The 19,972-nt window shown below is 71.8% G+C and carries 14 protein-coding genes; 1 reads left to right on the top strand and 13 read right to left on the bottom strand.

The features are described from left to right. Positions 1-127: 127 nt before the first annotated feature. The gene (locus tag ACFQW6_RS14060) at positions 128-1,702 is read left to right on the top strand and encodes a DHA2 family efflux MFS transporter permease subunit (protein ID WP_378546248.1); all 1,575 of its coding nucleotides are present in this window, start codon (positions 128-130) and stop codon (positions 1,700-1,702) included. Between the two features lie 258 nt (positions 1,703-1,960). Here the strand turns inward: ACFQW6_RS14060 and ACFQW6_RS14055 are convergent, their stop codons facing one another. The 13 genes from ACFQW6_RS14055 to fdh form a co-directional block, all read right to left on the bottom strand. Then, a complete protein-coding gene (locus tag ACFQW6_RS14055; protein WP_378546246.1) occupies positions 1,961-4,153 on the bottom strand; it encodes a RecQ family ATP-dependent DNA helicase in 2,193 nt (730 codons plus the stop codon). Positions 4,154-4,322: 169 nt separating this feature from the next. Continuing rightward, positions 4,323-5,330 carry an SGNH/GDSL hydrolase family protein gene (locus ACFQW6_RS14050; protein ID WP_378546244.1) on the bottom strand — a complete coding sequence of 336 codons (1,008 nt, stop codon included), beginning with the start codon at positions 5,328-5,330 and terminating at the stop codon, positions 4,323-4,325. A 104-nt stretch (positions 5,331-5,434) separates the two neighbouring features. Beyond that, the gene (locus ACFQW6_RS14045; RefSeq protein ID WP_378546241.1) at positions 5,435-6,235 is read right to left on the bottom strand and encodes a 2-phosphosulfolactate phosphatase; all 801 of its coding nucleotides are present in this window, start codon (positions 6,233-6,235) and stop codon (positions 5,435-5,437) included. A gap of 50 nt (positions 6,236-6,285) precedes the next feature. Continuing rightward, the gene (locus tag ACFQW6_RS14040) at positions 6,286-6,735 is read right to left on the bottom strand and encodes a universal stress protein (RefSeq protein WP_378546238.1); all 450 of its coding nucleotides are present in this window, start codon (positions 6,733-6,735) and stop codon (positions 6,286-6,288) included. 77 nt (positions 6,736-6,812) lie between these two features. Next, complete coding sequence (locus ACFQW6_RS14035; RefSeq protein ID WP_378546235.1) at positions 6,813-8,756, bottom strand: M13 family metallopeptidase; 1,944 nt, start codon at positions 8,754-8,756, stop codon at positions 6,813-6,815. Between the two features lie 30 nt (positions 8,757-8,786). After that, positions 8,787-9,764 (bottom strand): NADPH:quinone oxidoreductase family protein, encoded by a 978-nt coding sequence (locus ACFQW6_RS14030; RefSeq protein ID WP_378546232.1) that lies wholly within the window; start codon positions 9,762-9,764, stop codon positions 8,787-8,789. 105 nt (positions 9,765-9,869) lie between these two features. Continuing rightward, the gene (locus tag ACFQW6_RS14025; RefSeq protein ID WP_378546229.1) at positions 9,870-11,111 is read right to left on the bottom strand and encodes a M15 family metallopeptidase; all 1,242 of its coding nucleotides are present in this window, start codon (positions 11,109-11,111) and stop codon (positions 9,870-9,872) included. A 10-nt stretch (positions 11,112-11,121) separates the two neighbouring features. Further along, a complete protein-coding gene (locus tag ACFQW6_RS14020; RefSeq protein ID WP_378546226.1) occupies positions 11,122-12,510 on the bottom strand; it encodes an MFS transporter in 1,389 nt (462 codons plus the stop codon). 153 nt (positions 12,511-12,663) lie between these two features. Next, the gene (locus ACFQW6_RS14015) at positions 12,664-13,260 is read right to left on the bottom strand and encodes a TetR family transcriptional regulator (RefSeq protein WP_378546223.1); all 597 of its coding nucleotides are present in this window, start codon (positions 13,258-13,260) and stop codon (positions 12,664-12,666) included. A 17-nt stretch (positions 13,261-13,277) separates the two neighbouring features. Continuing rightward, positions 13,278-14,570 (bottom strand): OFA family MFS transporter, encoded by a 1,293-nt coding sequence (locus tag ACFQW6_RS14010; RefSeq protein WP_378546220.1) that lies wholly within the window; start codon positions 14,568-14,570, stop codon positions 13,278-13,280. A gap of 53 nt (positions 14,571-14,623) precedes the next feature. Continuing rightward, positions 14,624-15,667: an NrfD/PsrC family molybdoenzyme membrane anchor subunit gene (gene nrfD, locus ACFQW6_RS14005; protein WP_378546217.1), complete on the bottom strand. Its 1,044-nt coding sequence runs from the start codon at positions 15,665-15,667 to the stop codon at positions 14,624-14,626. Further along, positions 15,664-16,575, bottom strand: a complete 912-nt coding sequence (locus ACFQW6_RS14000) for a 4Fe-4S dicluster domain-containing protein (RefSeq protein WP_378546214.1) — start codon at positions 16,573-16,575, stop codon at positions 15,664-15,666. Before ACFQW6_RS14000 ends, nrfD begins: the two co-directional genes overlap by 4 nt. Beyond that, complete coding sequence (gene fdh, locus ACFQW6_RS13995) at positions 16,572-19,943, bottom strand: formate dehydrogenase (RefSeq protein WP_378546211.1); 3,372 nt, start codon at positions 19,941-19,943, stop codon at positions 16,572-16,574. The genes ACFQW6_RS14000 and fdh overlap by 4 nt, the downstream gene beginning before the upstream one ends. Between the last annotated feature and the right edge of the window lie 29 nt (positions 19,944-19,972).

Genomic DNA, 19,972 nt, shown 5'->3' with positions numbered 1-19,972 from the left:
GTCGGACCGACGATGAGTTCCCCGGCGCCGCGGCAGCGCGTCGTACGCGCTCTCCACCCGTGAGGGTGACGCAGGCCACCGCGAAAACGATTACTCCGTTGTCGGACGCAACCAATACCGTTGGCGGGTGACCGACACCCAGACCCAGCCCGGCGCCACGCAGCCGGAGTACTCCGACAAGCTCGACAAGGGCGTCCTGATGGTGGCCGGCGTGGTCGTCCTGGGGGCGATCATGTCGATCCTCGACATCACCGTCGTCTCCGTCGCGCTCAACACCTTCCAGGAGGAGTTCAACGCCACGGCCGCCGAGGTCGCCTGGACGATGACCGCCTACACGCTTGCCCTGGCCAGCGTGATCCCGCTGACCGGCTGGGCCGCTGACCGGTTCGGCACCAAGCGCCTCTACCTCCTCGCGGTCGCGCTCTTCACCGCCGGCTCCGTGCTCTGCGCGGCGGCGACGTCGCTCGAGATGCTGGTCCTCTTCCGGGTCCTGCAGGGTCTCGGCGGCGGCATGCTGATGCCGCTCGGCATGACGATCCTGACCCGGGCGGCCGGTCCGGAGCGGGTCGGTCGCGTGATGGCCGTGCTCGGCATCCCGATGCTCCTCGGTCCGATCTTCGGCCCCATCCTCGGTGGCGCGCTGATCGAGAGCGCCTCGTGGCACTGGATCTTCCTGATCAACCTCCCCATCGGCATCGCCGCGATCGTCTACGCCTGGATCGTGCTGCCCCGGGACCACGTCGAGCCGTCGGAGACCTTCGACTGGCTGGGCATGCTGCTGCTCTCCCCGGGTCTCGCCGCGTTCCTCTTCGGCGTGAGCTCCATCCCCGAGGAGGGCACCGCGATGGCCCCCAAGGTGCTGGTCCCGATGATCCTGGGTGCCGTCCTGATCGCCGCGTTCGTGCCGTGGGCGCTGGCCAAGCGCAACATCCACCCGCTGGTGGAGCTGCGCCTGTTCAAGAACCGCAACCTGACGGTCGCGATCATCGCGATGACGCTCTTCGCGATCGCGTTCTTCGGTGCCTCGCTGCTGTTCCCGCTCTACTTCATCCAGGTGCGCGGCGAGGGCACGCTCGCCACCGGCTGGCTGCTGGCCCCCCAGGGCATCGGCGCGATGATCACGATGCCCATCGCCGGCATCCTGGCGGACAGGATCGGCCCCGGCAAGATCGTCCTCGTCGGCATCACGGTGATCACCATCGGCATGGCGATGTTCACCCAGATCCAGGCGGACACCTCCTACGTCTACATCCTGGGCGCGCTCTTCATCATGGGTCTCGGCATGGGCGGCACGATGATGCCGATCATGACCGCCGCTCTCGCGACGCTGACCGCGCACAACGTGGCGCGCGGCTCGACGCTGCTCAACATCACCCAGCAGGTGGCGGCCTCGATCGGCACCGCGCTCTTCTCGGTGATCCTGACCAACGAGCTCAAGGACTCCCGGTTCGTGTCCGCCGGTGCCGCACTCGCCGAGGCGGGCGGGGACCAGGCGGCCGTGGGCGCGATCCTCGAGAAGTTCGGCATGTCGCCCGAGCAGCTCGCCAACATCGAGGCGCTGATCACCAGCGACATGGCCGACGCGTTCGCGACGGTCTTCATCGTCGCCACGGTCCTGGTCGCCTGCTGCCTCATCCCGGCCGCCTTCCTGCCGCGCACGAAGGTCGCCCCGGTCGACCCGACCGCGATGATGGGTCACTGACCCACGTCGTACGTCGTCCGCGGCCCGTTCTCCTGCTCGGAGGGCGGGCCGCTGTCGTCCCTGCCGGGCCAGGGTCTCGCCGGGCCGGCGTCTGCGTCATGCGAACCGCGACCCATGGGGGCGGATCCGTATGACGTCGGGGCTCGGGTGTCGCCGTTCGCCCGCCTGCGTCATACCGACCGGAACCCATGTGTGCGGGTTCGTATGACGCAGCCGGCGACAGCCGGAGGCTGGGCTCCCGGGCGAGCGAGGGCGGGCTCAGCCCTGGGCGGCGAGGGCGAGGGGCAGCACGGCGGCCGCGCCGGCCGCGCGGATCGCGGTCGCCGCGACGGTGAGGGTCCAGCCGGTCGCCACCTGGTCGTCGACGAGCAGGACGGTCGCCCCGGCCGGGACGTCGGCGTCGAGCGCACCCCGACGGCGTACGGCGGCGACGCGCTGCGCGGAGTTGGACTGGCCGGCGCGCGGCGGGACCGAGGGGTCGCGGATCGCCCAGGTGCCGACCACCGGCACCTGCATGACGCGGGACAGCCCGTCGGCCAGGTCGCGGACCAGCGTGGGGCGGGTGGCCGACTCGACGACGACGATGGCGTCCGGACGGGAGGTCCACTCCGGCGACCAGTCCTTCATCACGTCCATCACGGCCTGCGCGAGGCCCTGCGGCACGGGCCCGTCGGGAGTGTCCTCCCGGAACAGCGCGCGCAGCGCCTGGCCGTGGCCGAGGTCGGTCAGGCGGGCGACCGTCCGGCCGGGCTCGGCGCCGGCGGAGATCTTTCCCTTGAGGTCGAGACCAAGGTTGGCCAGCGCCGTCGGCCACATGCGCCGCGGCTCGAGCACGACGCCGGGGCGCGACAGCCGCTGACCGGCCTCGGCGACGGCCGCCTCGCTGACCGACGCCGACAAGGTCAGCCCGCCACAGTTGTCGCAGCGGCCGCAGTCGGCCGCACGCCCGTCCGGCCCGACGTCGTCGAGCTGCTCGCGGAGGTAGCGCATCCGGCACTCGGTGGTGCGCAGGTATCCCAGCATCGCCTGCTGCTCGCGCTCCCGGGCCTCGGCGACGCGGGCGTAGCGCTCGCCGTCGTACGACCAGGGGCGCCCGGTCGCGACCCAGCCGCCCTGCACCCGCTGCACGGCGCCGTCGACGTCGAGGACCTTGAGCATCGACTCGAGCCGGTTGCGCCCGAGCTCGACGCGGGTCTCGAGGGTCGCGGTCGAGAGGGGACGGTCCGACGCGGCGAGGGCGGCCAGGGTCTCGCGCACCTGCTCCTCGCGGGGGAAGCCGAGCGAGGCGAAGTAGGCCCAGATGTCGCGGTCCTCGATCTGGGGCAGCAGCACCACCGTGGCGTCGTCGGTGCCGCGGCCGGCACGGCCGACCTGCTGGTAATAGGCGACGGGCGAGGCCGGCGCACCGAGGTTGATGACGAAGCCGAGGCTGGCGTCGAAGCCCATGCCGAGGGCGCTCGTCGCGATCAGCGCCTTGACCCGGCCGTCGACGAGCGCCTGCTCCAGCGCGTGCCGCTCGTCGGCCTCGGTCTGGCCGGAGTAGGCGGCCACCTCGAGACCTCGGTCGCGGAGGTAGCCGGCGACCTCCTGGGTGGCGGCGACGGTGAGGCAGTAGACGATGCCGGACCCGGGCTGCTCGGCGAGGTGGTCGGCCAGCCAGGCCAGCCGCTGCTCCGGGGTCTTCATCTGGACGACGCCCAGCCGGAGCGACTCACGGTCGAGGCTGCCGCGCTGGACGAGGACGCCGTCGTCGGTCGCGGGGTCTCCTGACAGGCCCTGTCCCTCCTCGACCAGCGAGGAGGACCCGTGCACCCCCAGCTGCTCGGCGACGTCGTCGGTCACCCGGGCGTTGGCGGTGGCGGTGGTCGCGAGGACCGGGATGCCCGAGGGCAGCTCGGCGAGCAACGTGCGCAGCCGCCGGTAGTCGGGGCGGAAGTCGTGGCCCCAGTCGGAGATGCAGTGGGCCTCGTCGACGACGAGCAGGCCGCAGGTCGCCGCGAGCCGCGGGAGCACCTCGTCGCGAAAGCCGGGGTTGTTGAGCCGCTCGGGGCTGACGAGCAGCACGTCGACCTCACCGGCGTGGATCTGGTCGTGGATCGGCTGCCACTGGTCGATGTTGGTGGAGTTGATCGTGACCGCCCGGATGCCGGCCCGCTCCGCCGCGGCGATCTGGTTGCGCATCAGCGCGAGCAGCGGGCTGACGATCACCGTCGGACCGGCGCCGGCCTCGCGCAGCAGCTTGGTGGCCACGAAGTAGACCGCCGACTTGCCCCACCCGGTGCGCTGCACGACCAGGGCGCGCCGGTGGTCGACGGCCAGCGCCTCGATGGCCGCCCACTGGTCCTCGCGGAGCCGCGCGTCTTCGCGCCCGACGAGCGCACGCAGGTGCCGCTCCGCGGCCTCCCGGGCGGAGAGGCGTACGTCGTCGGTCGCGCCGGTAGTAGTGCTCATGGCCCCTGTCTACCAACCGCCACCGACGGCTGCACCGGCGCATCCACAGGGCCGGACGACAGGGGACGGGCCAGACCCCGCCGGGTGACGAGACCCGGCCGGTGTGTCGACCGGGTCTCGTGACAGGACTCCGTCCTTCCTCGACCAGCGCGGCGAGACCCCGCCGGGGTCAGCGGTTGCTGCGGGCGATGAAGCGGTCGATGTCGACGCCGGCCCGGCGCGCGGCCCGGTGAGCCTCGGGGGTGGTGAGGTCGGGGGCGAGGAAGGTCTCCTGATCGATCGTGCGGTCCGCGTCGGCGTACTGCTGCTGGAGCTCGGCCTGCTCACCCGCGCTGGCCGAGGAGGCGGCGACCACGTCGGCGGTGACCGCCACGGTGGCGCCGGTCAGCAGCGGGCTCACGGTGGGCGTGTAGCCGCCCGCGTGCCCGGTGGCCTTGGGGTGGTAGCTCTCGCTGATCGGGTTGGAGAGGCCGTTGATCCACTCGTCGGAGTCGCAGACGGCGTGGCCGACGAAGCGGCTGGTGGGGTTGGCGAAGGAGAAGCCGGCGCCCGACGCGGCGGTGGCCAGGCGCGCGTTGAGCAGGTCGGCGGTCTGGTTGAGGCGCGACTCCTCGGCCGGGGAGAACCAGGTGAAGGCGTTGCAGTCCTCGCCGTTGAAGATGCGCGGGTAGCCGACGACAACCACCTTGGCGTAGGGCGCGCGGCTGCGGATGCCGGAGTAGAGCGTGGCGAGCCGCGAGGGGAGGGTGGCGTTGATGAAGGACTGGGCGGTGTTGATCGCGCCGTCGCAGCTGCTCATCCAGCCCGGCTGCGCGCACTCGGTCAGCACGTCGGCGAACCCGGCGTCGTTCCCGCCGACCGAGATCGACACGTAGGTGGTCGCCGAGGTCAGGGCGGACAGCTGGGTGTTGGTCACGTCGGCGACAGTGGCGCCGGAGCACGCGCGGAAGTTGAGCGCGTAGCCGCGGGCCGCGGCGATCAGGCTCGGGTAGGCCGCGGTCGAGCGCTGGCAGCCGGTGCCGTCCGCGAGGTAGGAGCGGGTGCCGGTGCCCGAGGCGTAGGAGTCGCCGAGGGCGACGTACGACGGGGCGGCGGCCTGGGCCGGCTGGAGCAGCAACGGGGTGAGCAGGCCGGCGAGTGCCGTGCCGAGCACGGCGAGGCGGGACGAGCGGTTCATCTGATCGGTCCTGTCGAGGAAGGGCCACCCGAGTGTGGCCTCGATCACACTAGGGACTGGTCGGACCGCTCCGCCAGACCGATCGGTCAGTTCAGTGGCGGCGGTCAGTCGCCGACACGTCGGAGCCGGGCACCGGCGGGCGGCAGCGAGGCGGCGTCGCGGAACGACTCCCCCACCAGCACCGGCACGACCTCGCTGACGTCGCGCTGCGCCGCGATCTCCACGTCGGCGACGAAGCCGGCCTCGGCCAGCTCGCGGCCGCTGGCACAGTGGAGCAGGTCGTGGGGCAGCACCGCCGCGTGCCAGGCGGCGACCGCCATCCGTGCCTCGGGGCTGGCCCCGGCCTCGGCCTCGGCGTCGAGCGCGGCGAGGACCGCACCGGCTCCCCAGAGGTCCTCGACGGCCGGCCGGAGGGTGTCGTCGTGCCACCGCTCCCCCGCAGGTACGACGACCACGCTGGCGCCGTCGGCGACGCGCGGCCCCAGCCACCGGGCGACCGCGCCGGCGTTGCGCAGGCACGCGCCGACGACCTGGGCACCGGACTCGGCGAGCGCGAAGGCGATGGTCGACCCGTTGGGCGACGGCAGGACGAGGCGCTCGACACCGTCGACCTCGGCGAGGCTGGCGGGCGAGAGGGAGACGTGGCGGGCGTCGCCGCGCGAGAGCGCCTCGAACCGGCCGACGGCGAGCGTCGCGCCGTGGCGCACGGCGTGCTCGGCGGCGCGGGCGTCCTTCCAGCGGAACGGGAAGACCTCGATGCCGCGCTCGAGCGCGACGCTGAGCGTCGTCGTGAACGACAGGACGTCGACCACGACCGCGAAGTCCGCCGGCACCACCTCGGCGCCGGTCGGCCCCCACTCCATGCGGAGCCGGTAGGTCGACTGGTCGTGTCCGGGCAGCGTCACGCGTGCCATTCAACAGCCCCGGCGGGGCGCCCGCGCAACACCGCGGCCGGTCAGTGCGAGAAGTTGGGCACCACGAGGACCGGGACGGGCGAGTGGCGCACGACCTGGGTGGCGGTCGAGCCGAAGCGGAGACCCTTGAACCCGCCGGCGCCCCGGGCGCCGACCACGAGCATCTCGGCATGAGCGGCTGCCGTGATCAGGCACTCCGTGGCCTGCCCCCGGAGCGCGTAGAGCTGGATCTCGACGTCGTCGCCCAGCCCGGCCGCCGCGCAGTCGTCCTTGAGGTCGGCGACGACCGCCTGCTCGAACTCCGCGAACGGCGGGACGTAGCCGCCGACCATCGAGTCGGGTCTCGGCGCGGTCGCGAGGTTCCACACGCGGACGACGTGGAGCGTCACGCCGAGGCGCTTGGCGAGGTCACCCGCGCGTCGCACGACGGCGCCCGAGGCACGTGAGCCGTCGTGCCCGACGACGATCCCGCTGGTGATGTCTGCTTCCATCCGGACCATGCTCCATCGTAGGAAGCGGGCGTGCCGGGCGACAGGGGTCGAAGGTCCCGATCGTCGGCCCTCCGCGGTCACCAGATCCGGACGCGACCCTCGGGCTCGAGCCACAGGCCGTCGCCCGGCTGGGTCTCGAAGACCTCGTGGAACTCGTCGAGGTTGCGCACGATGTTGGCGCGGAACTCGGCGGGGCTGTGCGGGTCGATGGTGAGGTACTGGAGCTCCTGCTCCTTGCGGCGCTTGGTGCGCCAGACGTGGCTCCAGTTGAGGAACAGCGTGCGTCGGTCGTCGCGGGAGGCCTCGCCGCCCCGGCTGATGACGTACGCCTTGTGGGCGATGGTCAGCCCGCCGAGGTCACCGATGTTCTCGCCGACGGTGAGGCTGCCGTTGACGTGCTCGCCCGGCAGGTTGCGCGGCTCGAAGGCGTCGTACTGCGCGATGAGCGCCTGCGACTTGCCCTCGAAGGCGGCCTTGTCGTCGGCGGTCCACCAGTCCTGGAGGTTGCCGTCGCCGTCGTACTGGGCGCCCTGGTCGTCGAAGCCGTGGCCGAGCTCGTGGCCGATGACCGCGCCGATGCCGCCGTAGTTCTCGGCGTCCTCTGCGTCCGGGCTGAAGAACGGCGGCTGGAGGATGGCGGCCGGGAAGCAGATCTCGTTGGTGCCCGGGTGGTAGTAGGCGTTGACGGTCTGCGGGAGCATCAGCCACTCGTCGCGGTCGACCGGCTGGCCGACCTTCTCGAGCTGGCGGTCGGTCTCGAACGCCGAGGCCGACGCGACGTTGCCCATCAGGTCGTCGGGGGAGACGGTCAGCGAGGAGTAGTCGCGGAACTCCGTCGGGTAGCCGATCTTGGGGTAGAAGCGGTCGAGCTTGTCGTACGCCTTCTGCTTGGTGTCCTCGCCCATCCAGTCGAGCGCCTCGATCGAGCGCCGGTAGGCCGTGACGAGGTTGGCGACGAGCTCGTCCATCATCTGCTTGGACGACGGCGGGAAGTGCCGCTCGACGTAGACCTTGCCGACGGCCTCGCCGATGGCGCCCTCGACGAAGTCGACGCCGCGCTTCCAGCGGGCGCGCAGCTCCGGGGTGCCGTTGAGGGTGCGGCCGTAGAAGTCGAAGTTGGCCTCGACGAACGGGTCGGGCAGGTAGGGCGCGGAGCTCCGCACGACGCGGACGTGCAGGATCTCGCGCCAGGTCTCGATCGGTGTCTCCTCCAGCACGGTCGACAGGTGGGAGAAGAAGTCGGGCTGCATGACGATCGAGCGCCGCAGCGTCTCCTCGGTGCCGCCGAGGCCGGTGACGTAGGTGATCCAGTCGAACGCCGGGCAGAGCTCGCGCAGCTCCTCCAGGCTCCGGTGGTTGGTCGTCTTCTGGACGTCGCGGGTCTCGGCGGCCTCCCAGTGGCCCTCCGCCAGCCGGGACTCGTACGCCAGCACGCGCGCCGCCGCGCCCGCCGGGTCGTCGTGCTCGCTGAGGGTGAGCAGCGTCGTCAGGTAGGCGAGGTACTTCTCGCGGATCTCGGCGAACTTGTCCTCGCGGTAGTAGGACTCGTCGGGCAGTCCGAGGCCGCCCTGCGCGAGGTAGACGATGTTCTTCGACGCGTCGCCGCGGTCGGGGGTGATGTAGGAGCCGAACAGGCCGGGCCCACCGATGCGCTCGAACATGCCGAGGAACGCGGCCAGCTCGGTCAGGTCGCTGACGCTGTGGGCGCGGTCGAGCAGGCCCTGGACCGGGCCGAGGCCCTTGGCCGCGATGGTCTCGGTGTCCATGAAGGAGGCGTAGAGGTCACCGATCTTGCGCTGGTCCTCGTCGAGCTCGTCGGCCGGACGGTCGGCCAGCTCGGTGATGATGTCGCGCACCTGCTGCTCGGCGGCGTCGGCGAGGGCGATGAAGGCGCCCCAGCTCGACTTGTCGGACGGGATCTCCGTCTCGTCGAGCCAGCGGCCGTTGACGTGGCCGAAGAGGTCGTCCTGCGGTCGGATGTCGGGGTTCATGCCGTCGCGCGCGGCGTCGAGGATCGTCACGCGGTCGACCCTAACGCTGGGGTCCCAGCCTCAGCGCACGTGCACGACCGACTTTCCGAGCGTGCGTCGCTCGTCCATGTCGACCAGCGCCTGCGCGAAGCCGGCCAGGTCGTACGTCGCGCCGACCGGCGGCTTGACGACGCCTGACTCGATCATCGGGACGAGGCGGTGCCACTGCTGCTGCATGTAGCCGGGCCGCGTCATGGCGTACGCCCCCCAGCCGACGCCTCTGACGTCGGTGTTGGCGAGCAGCAGCCGGTTGACCTTGACCTCCGGGATGCCCTGCCCGGAGGCGAAGCCGACGACCAGGATCCGGCCCTGCTCGGCGAGGCAGCGCAGGGAGTCGGTGAAGGCGTCGCCGCCGACCACGTCGAGGACGACGTCGACCCCGCGGCCACCGGTGAGCTCCTTGACGGCGTCCTTGAAGTCGGGCCCGACCACGGCCTCGTCGGCGCCGGCGGCGCGGGCGAACACCGCCTTCTCCTCGGTGCTGACCACCGCGATCGTCCGCGCCCCGAGGCCCTTCGCGACCTGCAGGGTGGCGGTGCCGACCCCGCCGGCGGCGCCGTGGACGAGGACCGTCTCGCCCTCGCGCAGGCCTCCGCGCTCCTCGAGCGCGAAGAGGGCGGTGAGGTAGTTCATCGGCAGCGCCGCGCCCTCGTCGTACGACATCGCGTCGGGCAGCGCGAACGTGAAGATCGCCGGGTTGGCGACCTGCTCGGCCGCACCGCCGTTGAGGTTCACCCCGGCCACCCGCTGACCGACGCTGAACGCGCTCGACTCCGGCGAGCCCGGGTCGAGGACGACGCCGGCGAAGTCGACGCCGAGCGTGAAGGGCGGCTCGGGCTTGAACTGGTACTCGCCGCGGCTCAGCAGCAGGTCGGGGAAGGCCACACCGACGCTGTGCACATCGACCAGGACGTCGTCGTGGCCCTGGGCGGGCGGGTCGACCTCGCGCACCTCGACGTCGGACGGACCGGTGGGCGTGACGACCTGGACTGCGCGCATGCGGTGACCCTAGCCATCGCTGCGATCCCCGGATATCCGGGGAAGTTCCCGCTTGTCGGCCGAAGCTTCAGCACCAAAGCGGGAGCTTCGGCCGACAAGTCCCGCTCAGCCGACCCGCTTCACCTCGGCCAGCTCGAAGTGCATGGGGTCGGTCCAGCGCCAGTCGCCGCCCCAGGCGAATCCCCAGGTCTTGAAGATCGCGACCACGTCGCGGTCGATCTCGCCGACCGTGCCGCGCTGGTTGCCGCGGGTGTTGAGGTCGAGGGCGAGGCCGAAGGAGTGGTTGGACAGCGTGGTCGTGTCGGCGATGAAGCGCGGGTAGTAGCAGCCGGCGTACTGGCCCGGGTCGATCGCGTCGGACAGCCCCCGTTGCTGCACCTCGAGCAGCGCCGCGCGCAGCTGCGGGAAGAGGTCCTTGTGGCAGGTGACGCTGCCGAGGATCGGCACCACCCCGGTGCGGATGTTGGCCGACACCCACGCCGGGTCGGGGGCGATGCGGCCGCCGCCGACGACGCGGTAGCGGAACGTCCCGACGACGCTGCCGAGCGTGCCGCCGGTCGGGACGGCCGTGAGCTTCGCTTCGGGGTCGAGGCCGATGCGGGAGGCGACGTCGAGCATCTGCACGGACGCGTCCTTGCCGACCAGCCGCTCGAGCGGCTCGCGGATGCTCGCCGGCGTCTTGCGGTCGGTGGAGATCAGCAGCCCGTTGTCGGTGGCCATCTCGATGTCCTCGGCCCACGCGGTGTTGACCACCATGTCGATGGTCGGGAGCTGCGGCGTGTACGCACCCACGTGCAGCTCGGGCGCGTCGTCGTCGGGACCCAGCCGGATCATCCCCTCCTTGTCGGCCAGCCGCCGGGCCACCGTGCGGTCGATGGCCAGCTCGCCGCCGGCGACGCGGTCCCACGCCTCCTGGAAGTCGGCGACCTGCGCCTGGGTGAAGTTGCGGTAGCGGCCCGGGTCGACGGAGGCGACGGTGAGCACCCGGTTCTCGAGGCTGACCTGGCCCAGGCCGATGCGCTGGGTGTGGGCCACGCCCTCCAGGTCCTCGACCTTCTCGAGCAGCTCGTCGTCGATCGCCTTGTCCCACTGCACGAGGATGTCGGCGCTCCACAGCCGCCCGTCGCGCTCGCCGGGCGGATCGACCGCGTGGGCGGGGTCGGCCACCGGGACCGTCGATGGCTCCCCGGTCGGCTCGGTGGGTTCGGCCGGCTCGGCGGTCGGGTCCGGCGCCGGGTCCGGCTGCTGGCGCGCGCCCGGCTCGCTGCAGGCGGCGAGCAGCACCAGCAGGACGGCTGTCGCCACCCCGGCCCGTCGTCGTACGCCCATTCCCTCGCCCACTCCCACGCCCCAGACCCTAGGCACTCGGTGTGCGGACGCGGCGCGGGATGGCGATCCACGAGACCAGTCCGCCGACGACGAGCAGCGCGGCGCAGGCGGTCATCGCGGTGTCGTACGCCGCGTCGAACAGCACGGGGTCGCGGTAGTCGTCGCCCGCGAGGCCGACCGCCGTCGGCAGCGCGGCGACCGCCAGCAGCGAACCGGCGCGCGCGACGGCGTTGTTGATGCCGCTGGCGATGCCGGCGCTGTCGTCCGGGGCGGCGTTGAGGACGGTCGCCGTCAGCGGCGCCACCAGCAGGGCGAGGCCGAGGCCGAAGACGGTGAGCCCGGGGGCGACGTCGCGCCACCACGTCACGTCCTCGCCGACCCCCAGCAGCAACACGGTGCCGGCTGCCATCACGAGGGGGCCGACGGTCATCGGGATCCGGGGACCGATCCGCTGCCCGAGGGCCCCTCCCCGGGAGGCGAACAGCAGCATGCAGGCGGTGATCGGCAGGGTCGCGAGACCGGCCTGCAGGGCGGAGTACCCGCCGACCGTCTGGAGCTGCAGCACGAGGAAGAACAGGATCGCGCCGAGGGCGGCGTACACCAGCAGCGTCATGCCGTTCGCTGCGCTGAACGTCCGGTCCGTGAAGAGCCCCAGCCGCACCATCGGGTCCTGCAGTCGGTGCTCCGCGACGATGAAGGCGACCGCGGCGACGACCCCGACGGCGACGGCGTACGGCGTCGCGGTGCCGCCGGCGTCGGTCAGGGCCCACGTGACGCCGGCGAGGGTCAGCGCAGCGAGGGCCGCCCCGGTCACGTCGAAGCGTCCGCTGGCGTGCTCGTCGCGGCTCTCGGGCACCCACCGCTGCGCCAGCCACACGGTCAGGGCCGCGAGCGGGAGGTTGATCAGGAAGATCCACCGCCACGACGCGTGGTCGACCAGCAGCCCGCCCACCAGGGGGCCGACTGCCGCGGCGATGCCGCCGAGCCCGGACCAGGCACCGATCGCACGACCGCGGTCCGTGGCCCGGAACGACGCCTGGATCAACGCCAGGCTGCCGGGTGTGAGGAGGGCTCCGCCCATGCCCTGCAGCACGCGCGCCGCGATCAGCACCTCGGCGTTCGGCGCCAGTCCGCACAGGAGCGAGGCCAGGGCGAACCACACCGTGCCGATGACGAAGACCCGTCGCCTGCCGAAGCGGTCGCCGAGCGCCCCGCCCAGCAGGATCAACGAGGCGAGGGAGAGGAAGTAGCCGTTGGTGATCCACTGCAGCTGCGCGAGGGACGCGTCGAGGTCGGCGCCCATCGTCCGCAGCGCCACGTTGACCACCGTGCCGTCGAGCAGCGTGAGCCCCGAGCCGAGGGTGGTGGCAGCCACGATCCCCCGCGCGGTCGGCGTACCCCACGCGACTCCGCTCATCTTGCGCCTCCGCTCCGCTTCGGCGCGTGTCCGCGGCGCCTCGAGGCAGCGCCTTCGTCGTCGTTGCCGCGCCCTCCCCCGCTCCGCTCCTCCGACCGCAGCCCTCCTCCTGCAGGCGCCGCCGCGCCGCGGACGGCAAGGCCCCCCGTGGACCTACTGGCCACCGGAACGCTCACGCGCATCCCCCGGTCCGCGGAGGACCTGCCCGGCGAGCCAGGCGATGTCGGCGCCGGTCTGCTCGGGCGAGCCGGACGGCTGCATGACGTGGCTCAGCACGACGCGCACGACCATGTCGATGGCGGGGTCGAGGTGCTCGGCGTCGATCCCGGGGGCGTACGGCGCCACGCGTGCGCTGATGACGTCCTTGGCCGCGCCGAGCAGCGAGCCGGCGTTGGTCGTCAGCAGGGGCAGCAGCTCGGTGTCGGCGCCGTGGGTCGCGCTGACCACGGCGTGCAGCAGCTTGTTGGCGCTGGCGTAGGTCAGGACGTCGGTGACCGCGCGCTCGATGGCGCGGGTGAGGTCGTCGGGCTCGGCGTCGAAGGCGTGCTCGACGACCTGCAGGAAGCGCGTCAGCTCCTCGAGGATCATCGTCTCGGCGAGCGCCGGCTTGGAGCCGACCTCGTTGTAGACGGTCTGCCGGCTCACCCCCGCCGCGTCGGCGAGCCGGGCCATCGTCACCGCCGCCCAGCCCGACGAGGTGGTCAGCTCCACGGCCGCGGCGACGATGCGCTCGCGGGTCGTGGTCGTCATGCCGGAAGTCTCGCAGGTCAGGTGTGGTCGACGTCCCGTCCGGCCGGGACCTTGGTGATGAAGGTGAGGGCCACGGAGAGGAGGGCGATGATCCCGATGGTCGTGTAGGCCACGGTGTAGGCCTTCTCCTCGCCGATGAGCGCCGCGGCGACGAGCGGTCCGATGACGCCGCCGAGGCTCCAGCCGATCAGCATCAGGCCGTAGATCGCGCCGGCGTTGCGGACGCCGAAGAAGTCGCCCGCCGTGGCGGGCATCGTGCCGAAGGTGCCGCCGTAGCAGAGGTAGACGATCGCGGCGAGCACGGCGAAGAGGATCATGTTGGAGGCGTGCGGCAGCAGGATCAGGCAGACGCCCTGCAGCAGCAGGATCGCGGCGAAGGTGCGCATCCGGCCGATGTAGTCCGACACCGCCGCCCACACGATCCGTCCCCCGCCGTTGAAGATCGCGAGCACGCCGACCAGGGCAGCGGCACCGCCCACGCTGTAGCCGGAGATATCGGTGGCGCTCGTCTTCGCCTGCGAGATGAGCGAGATGCCGGCGGCGACGCTGAGGGTGAGGATCGCGGTGAGGAGGTACCACTGCTTCGTGCGCAGCGCCTCGCCCTGCGTGTACTCCTTGCCGGCGCCGACCGCGCCGCCGGCGTCGGTCGCCGGCTCGAAGCCCGGCACGACGTAGCCCTTCGGCGGGTTGCGGAACACCGACGCGCCCGCGAGCGACATCACCAGGTAGGCGATGCCGAGCGGCAGGAACGCGCTGGTCGGGTCGTCCGGGTCCTGGTTGATGAGCCACTGGGCGACCGGCGAGGTCAGCACGGCGCCGAATCCGAAGCCGCCGACCGCGAGGCCCGTGATGAGTCCCTTGCGGTCGGGGAACCACTTCTGCAGCATCGCGATCGGCACGATGTAGGCGACGCCCAGCCCGAATCCCGAGATCACGCCGTAGCCGAGGATCAGCAGCCAGTAGTCCTCCTCGCCGTTGGTGAACGACGCGAGCAGGATGCCGACCGCGTAGATGATGCCGCCCATGAGCGCGACGACGCGGGGGCCCTTGCGGTCCTGGAGGCGACCGCCGAGGTAGCTGCCGATGAAGATCATGCCGATCGTGACCTCGAAGGGCAGCGCAGCCTGCACCTTGCTCAGCTGCCACGGCTCGGCTTCCTCCAGCGCGCCGCCGAACACGGACCAGGCGTAGACCGCGCCGATGGAGAACTGCAGCAGCAGGCCGGCCGCGACCAGCAGCCAGCGGAAGCCGCCCGGGCTGCCGCCGCCGGTCGTGTCGGTGTCGTGCGTACGAGTGGGTGTGGTGTCCATGCCTGCCTCCTTCGTCCGGCGGGGCCGGCCGTCGGTCCGAGACGACCTGCGGTTCAGCCCTGGTAGCGCACCTGTTCGCCGCGCTCGACCCGCTCGCGCTGCGGCACCACCGTGTACTTCGGGTCCCTGGCCGAGGCCATCCCGGCCTCGTAGACACCCAGGCGGGTGCAGAGCGAGCCGGCCATCAGCGCAGTACCCGAAACGACGGAGACCAGTCGGCTGCGGCCGCCGAGAAGGGCGCCGGCGGCACCGGCGGCGGTCAGCACCTTGCTGGCCCGCATCAGCGTGCCGGCCTTGCCGGTGTGCAGCGTCTCGGCGGACAGCCCCATCGACGACTCCATCCGGTGGGCCATCAGCAGCTCGACGACGGCGCCGCCGACGGCGAAGGTGCGGGCCGGTCCGGCCTCGGCGACGGGGGCGGTGGCCATCGCCCACCCGCCCGACGCCGCCGCGGCGGAGCCGCAGAAGACGAAGGGGAGCTCCTCGTAGGCCGCGTGCCACGCCGGGGTGGCGGTGTCGGCGAGCAGCACCGCGGTGTACGCCGCCACGGGCGGAGCGGTCACCGCTCCCACCAGTCCGGCCGGGCGTCCGAGCCGCAGCAGCAGGCGCACGGGCCCGCGCTGCCAGCGGGTGGGCAGCATGCCCACCAGCTCGGCCGCCGAGGCCAGGCCGGCGAAGGGTCCGTGCACGGTCAGGATCCAGGTGCCGACCGACATCGGCGAGGTCAGCTTGACCACGCGCAGCATGTTGAGGAAGCGGCTGGGCTTGCCGAGGTCGTGGACGAGGGCGACGACGCTGAGCAGCAGCGCGACGAGCGAGCCGAGACGGCCCGCCCGTCGCAGCCCGGGTCGGTCGGTCAGGTCGGCGCCGGCCGCGAGGAGCGAGGTGCCGGCGGCGACCCCACCGGTGAAGAGGTAGTAGGCGATGTCGCGCTCCCACGGGGCGGCCTTGACGATCGGCCGGCCGTAGTAGGAGGTGAAGTCGGCGTCCGGCACCATCACCCGGTCGCCACCACGGGAGCTGCCCTTCGAGCGGCCGGGGCTGCCGCCGTGCTGCACGTCGGTCCCGGCGTCGCGGTTGCCGGTGGACTCGCTCATGACCGCCTCCGCACGAAGGACAGCGCCGCGCCGATCAGCAGCGCGGTGCCCGCCATCCCGGCCCGGGTGAACATCTGCGGAAGGTCCTTGGTCGTCACGACGGGGTCGGGCGGCAGGCCGTAGACCTCCGGCTCGTCGAGCAGCAGGAACATCGCCCCGGTGCCGCCGACACCGTCCTCGGGGTCGTTGCCGTAGAGCCGGGCGTCCATCACGCCGCGCTCGTGCAGCAGCTCCACCCGCGCGTTGGCGCGCTCGCGCAGCTCCTCGACGTCGCCGTACTGGATGGACTCGGTCGGGCACGCCGCGGCGCAGGCGGGACGCTGCCCGTCGGTGAGCCGGTCGTAGCAGAGCGTGCACTTCTGGGCGATGCCGACCTTGGGGTCGCCCTCCGGCCCGCGGCGGCGGTCGATCACGCCGTAGGGGCAGGCGGCGACGCAGTAGCCGCACCCGTTGCAGATGTCGTCCTGCACCACGACGGTGCCGAACTCGCTGCGGAAGAGCGACCCCGTCGGACACACGTCGAGGCAGGCGGCGTGCGTGCAGTGCTTGCACACGTCGGACGACATCAGCCACTGGAAGTCGGGCTTGTCGTCCTCGTGCACGTCGCTCACCGGCGCGCCGACCGAGGGCATCCCGAGGTCGACGGCGGGCTTGGACGCGGGCTTCTCGATGAACGCGACGTGCCGCCACTGGTTGGCGTTGAGCGAGTGGCTGTTGTCGTAGGACGTGCCGAGCATCTCGAAGAGGTTCTCCGGGACGTCGTTCCACTCCTTGCACGCCACCTCGCAGGCCTTGCAGCCGATGCAGACGCTGGTGTCGGTGAAGAAGCCCTTTCGCTTGGGCGCGTCGGTGTAGCCGGCGTCGGGCGCCGGGTCGAGCGGCCCGAAGAGACTGTTGCGGCCGATCACTGGCCCTCCTGGTCGTCGTCGCTGGTCTCGGCGGCCGCGAGCGACCGCGCCTGGGCGTCTGCCGATGCGGTGACGACACCGGGGTGGACGTCGTCCCTGATCCCGGCCCGCCGGGCGTAGTCGGTGACGAGCTCGCGCAGCGCGGCACCGGTGGGCCGCCGCCCCGGTCGTACGTCGCAGGTGCCGACCTTGCTCTCCTGGATGAGCACGTTGGGGTCGAGCGAGATGCCGAACAGGTCGTTGGCCGAGTCGCCGGTGACGAGGCCACCCGCACCCCAGTGGTAGGGCATCCACACCTGGTGGACCGTACGGCCCTCGATCCGCAGCGGCCGGAGCCGCTCGGTCACCATCACGCGACCCTCGACCGCCGAGCGGGCGGTCACGACGTGGCACCACCCCATGTGCTCGAGGCCCCGCTCCTGCGCCAGCGCCGGGGACACCTCGACGAACATCTCGGGCTGCAGCTCGGCGAGGTGCTCGAGGTAGCGGCTCATGCCACCGGCCGTGTGGTGCTCGGTGAGCCGGCTGGTGGTGAAGACGAAGGGGAAGACCTCGCTGTGCTCCTCGGGGGGCGCCGGGTTCATCTGGTTGTCGTTGCGGAGGTACTCCTTGCGCGTCGGGTTGGCCTGCTGCCCGTAGAGCGGGTTGCGGAACGGCGACTCGACCGGCTCGTAGTGGGTGGGCATCGGTCCGTCGATGAGGCCCTGCGGCACGTAGAGCGCGCCCTTCCCGTCGCCCTGCATGATGAACGGGTCCACGCCCTCGATGGCCTCGACGCCGTCGGATCCCTCGGGCGAGCGGTAGGACGGCGGCTTGGTCCTCTCGAAGTCGGGGACGTCCTCGCCGGTCCACTCCCCTGCCTCGCCCTTCTCGGGGTCCCACCACACGTAGGCCTTGCGCTCGCTCCAGGGCTTGCCGTCGGGGTCGGCCGACGCGCGGTTGTAGAGGATGCGGCGGTTCAGCGGCCAGGCCCAGCCCCACTCGGGCGCGACGAACGACTGGTCGTGGCGCGACTTCCGCCGGTTGGCCTGGTTGACGCCGTCGGCGAAGACGCCGGTGTAGATCCAGCACCCGCCGGCCGTCGAGCCGTCGGCCTTCATCTCCACGAAGCTCGACAGCGGGCGGCCGGTCGCGACCTCGTAGCCGTTGATCTCCTTCAGCACCGCCTCGGCGCTGGGCTCGCCCCAGGCCCGGGCACCGTCGCTCCCGAGGGCGCCCTCCTCGTGCACCGGGTAGTCCCACGCCAGGTCGAGGAGTGGCCGGTCGCGGTCGTCGGTGGAACCGGCCAGGCGCTCACGGAGCATCCGGCCGAGGTGGTAGAAGAACCACAGCTCCGAGCGGCAGTCGCCCGGCGGGTCCACCGCCTTCTCGCGCCACTGCAGCATCCGCTGGGTCTGCGTGAACGTGCCCTCCTTCTCGGCGTAGGACGCCGCCGGGAAGAGGAACACCTCCGTGCGGCACTCCTCCGGCACGATCTCTCCGGTCGCGACCTCGGGTGAGTCCCTCCAGAACGACGCGCTCTCGATCTCGAACAGGTCGCGCACGACCAGCCAGTCGAGGTTCGCCATGCCGAGCCGCTGGGCCCGGCCGTGGGCCGATCCCACCGCAGGGTTCTGGCCGAGCAGGAAGTAGCCGGACACCTTGCCGTCGATCATGTCGAGCACGGTGCGGTAGGTGCCGTGGTCGCCGGTGATCTTGGGGAGGTAGTCGAAGCAGAAGTCGTTGTCGGCCGTCGCCGCGTCGCCCCAGTAGGCCTTGAGCAGGCTCACCGTGTAGGCGTCGGCCTTGGACCAGAAGCCCTTGCTGCCGGGGTTGCGGATGCTGTCGACGTAGTCGGTCAGCGTCGGGTGCTGGTCGGGGTTGGGCATGGGGAGGTAGCCCGGGAGGATGTTGAAGAGGGTCGGGATGTCGGTCGATCCCTGGATGCTCGCGTGACCGCGCAGCGCCATGACGCCGCCGCCGGGGCGCCCCATGTTGCCGAGCAGGAGCTGCAGGATCGCGCCCGTGCGGATGTACTGCACGCCCACGCTGTGCTGGGTCCAGCCGACGCTGTAGACCAGTGCGGTCGTGCGCTCGCGGCCGGAGTTCTCCGTCCACGCCCGGCACACCTCGAGGAAGTCGGCCTGGCTGACGCCGCAGGTCTGCTCCACCACCTCGGGGGTGTAGCGGGCGAAGTGGCGGCGGAGCACCTGGTAGACGCAGCGCGGGTGCTGCAGCGTCTCGTCCCGCCGGGGCTTGCCCTCGACCTGCATGCCGTGCGCCTCGTGCTGCAGGCCCGCCGCGGTGTCGCGCTGCTCCTCGGTCTCCTCGGAGTCGTCCGCCTGCGCCTCGCTCTGCTGGCCCGGCGCGTCCTCGACGTCGTACTGCCAGCTGGTGGGGTCGTACGTCCGCTTGTCGGGGTCGAAGCCGCTGAAGAGCCCGTCGAGGTCGTCGGTGTCCTCGAACCTGTCGCTCACCAGCGTGGCGGCGTTGGTGTAGTTGACGACGTAGTCGCGGAAGTCGAGCTCGTTCTCCAGGACGTAGCTGATGATGCCGCCGAGGAACGCGATGTCGCTGCCGACGCGGATCGGGACGTGCTTGTCCGCGACCGCGCTGGTGCGGGTGAACCGCGGGTCGACGTGGATCACCTTGGCGCCGCGCCGTTGCGCCTCCACCACCCACTGGAAGCCCACCGGGTGGGCCTCGGCCATGTTGGAGCCCTGGATGATGATGCAGTCCGCGTTGGCCAGGTCAGCCGTGAAGCCGGTGGCGCCGCCGCGTCCGAAGCTGGTCCCCAGACCGGGGACGGTGGCGGAGTGTCAAATACGCGCCTGGTTCTCGATCTGGATGGCGCCCATCGCGGTGAACAGCTTCTTGATGAGGTAGTTCTCCTCGTTGTCGAGCGTCGCTCCGCCCAGGCTGGCGATGCCCATGGTGCGGCGCACCCGACGGTCCTTCTCGTCGAGCTCCTGCCACGCGTCACGCCGCGACTTCACGACCCGGTCGGCCACCATCTCCATGGCGGTGGTGAGGTCGAGCTCCTCCCACTCGGTGGCGTAGGGGCGGCGGTACTTGACCGTGGTCTCGCGCAGCTCGCTCGTGACGAGGTTCTTGCTGGCCGAGCCCTTGGGGCACAGCCGGCCGCGGTTGACGGGGCTGTCGGGGTCGCCCTCGATCTGCACGATCTTCTCGTCCTTGACGAAGATCTTCTGGGCGCACCCGACGGCGCAGTAGGGGCACACGCTGCGGGCGACGCGGTCGGCGGTCGTGGTGCGCGGCTCGACCTCGTCGGTCCGTCGCGAGCGCACGGCCTTGCCGCGTCCGAGGAGGTCGCCACTCGTCAGCTGGCGGAGCACGGGCCACGGGAGGAGAGACCTCGACTCCGCCATGCCGTCACCTCCGCGTGTGTGCTGGGCCA

The organism is Nocardioides sp. GCM10028917 (assembly GCF_042666175.1).
In the GTDB taxonomy this organism is placed as follows: Bacteria; Actinomycetota; Actinomycetes; order Propionibacteriales; family Nocardioidaceae; genus Nocardioides.
This window is presented reverse-complemented; position numbering and strand designations above follow the sequence as displayed.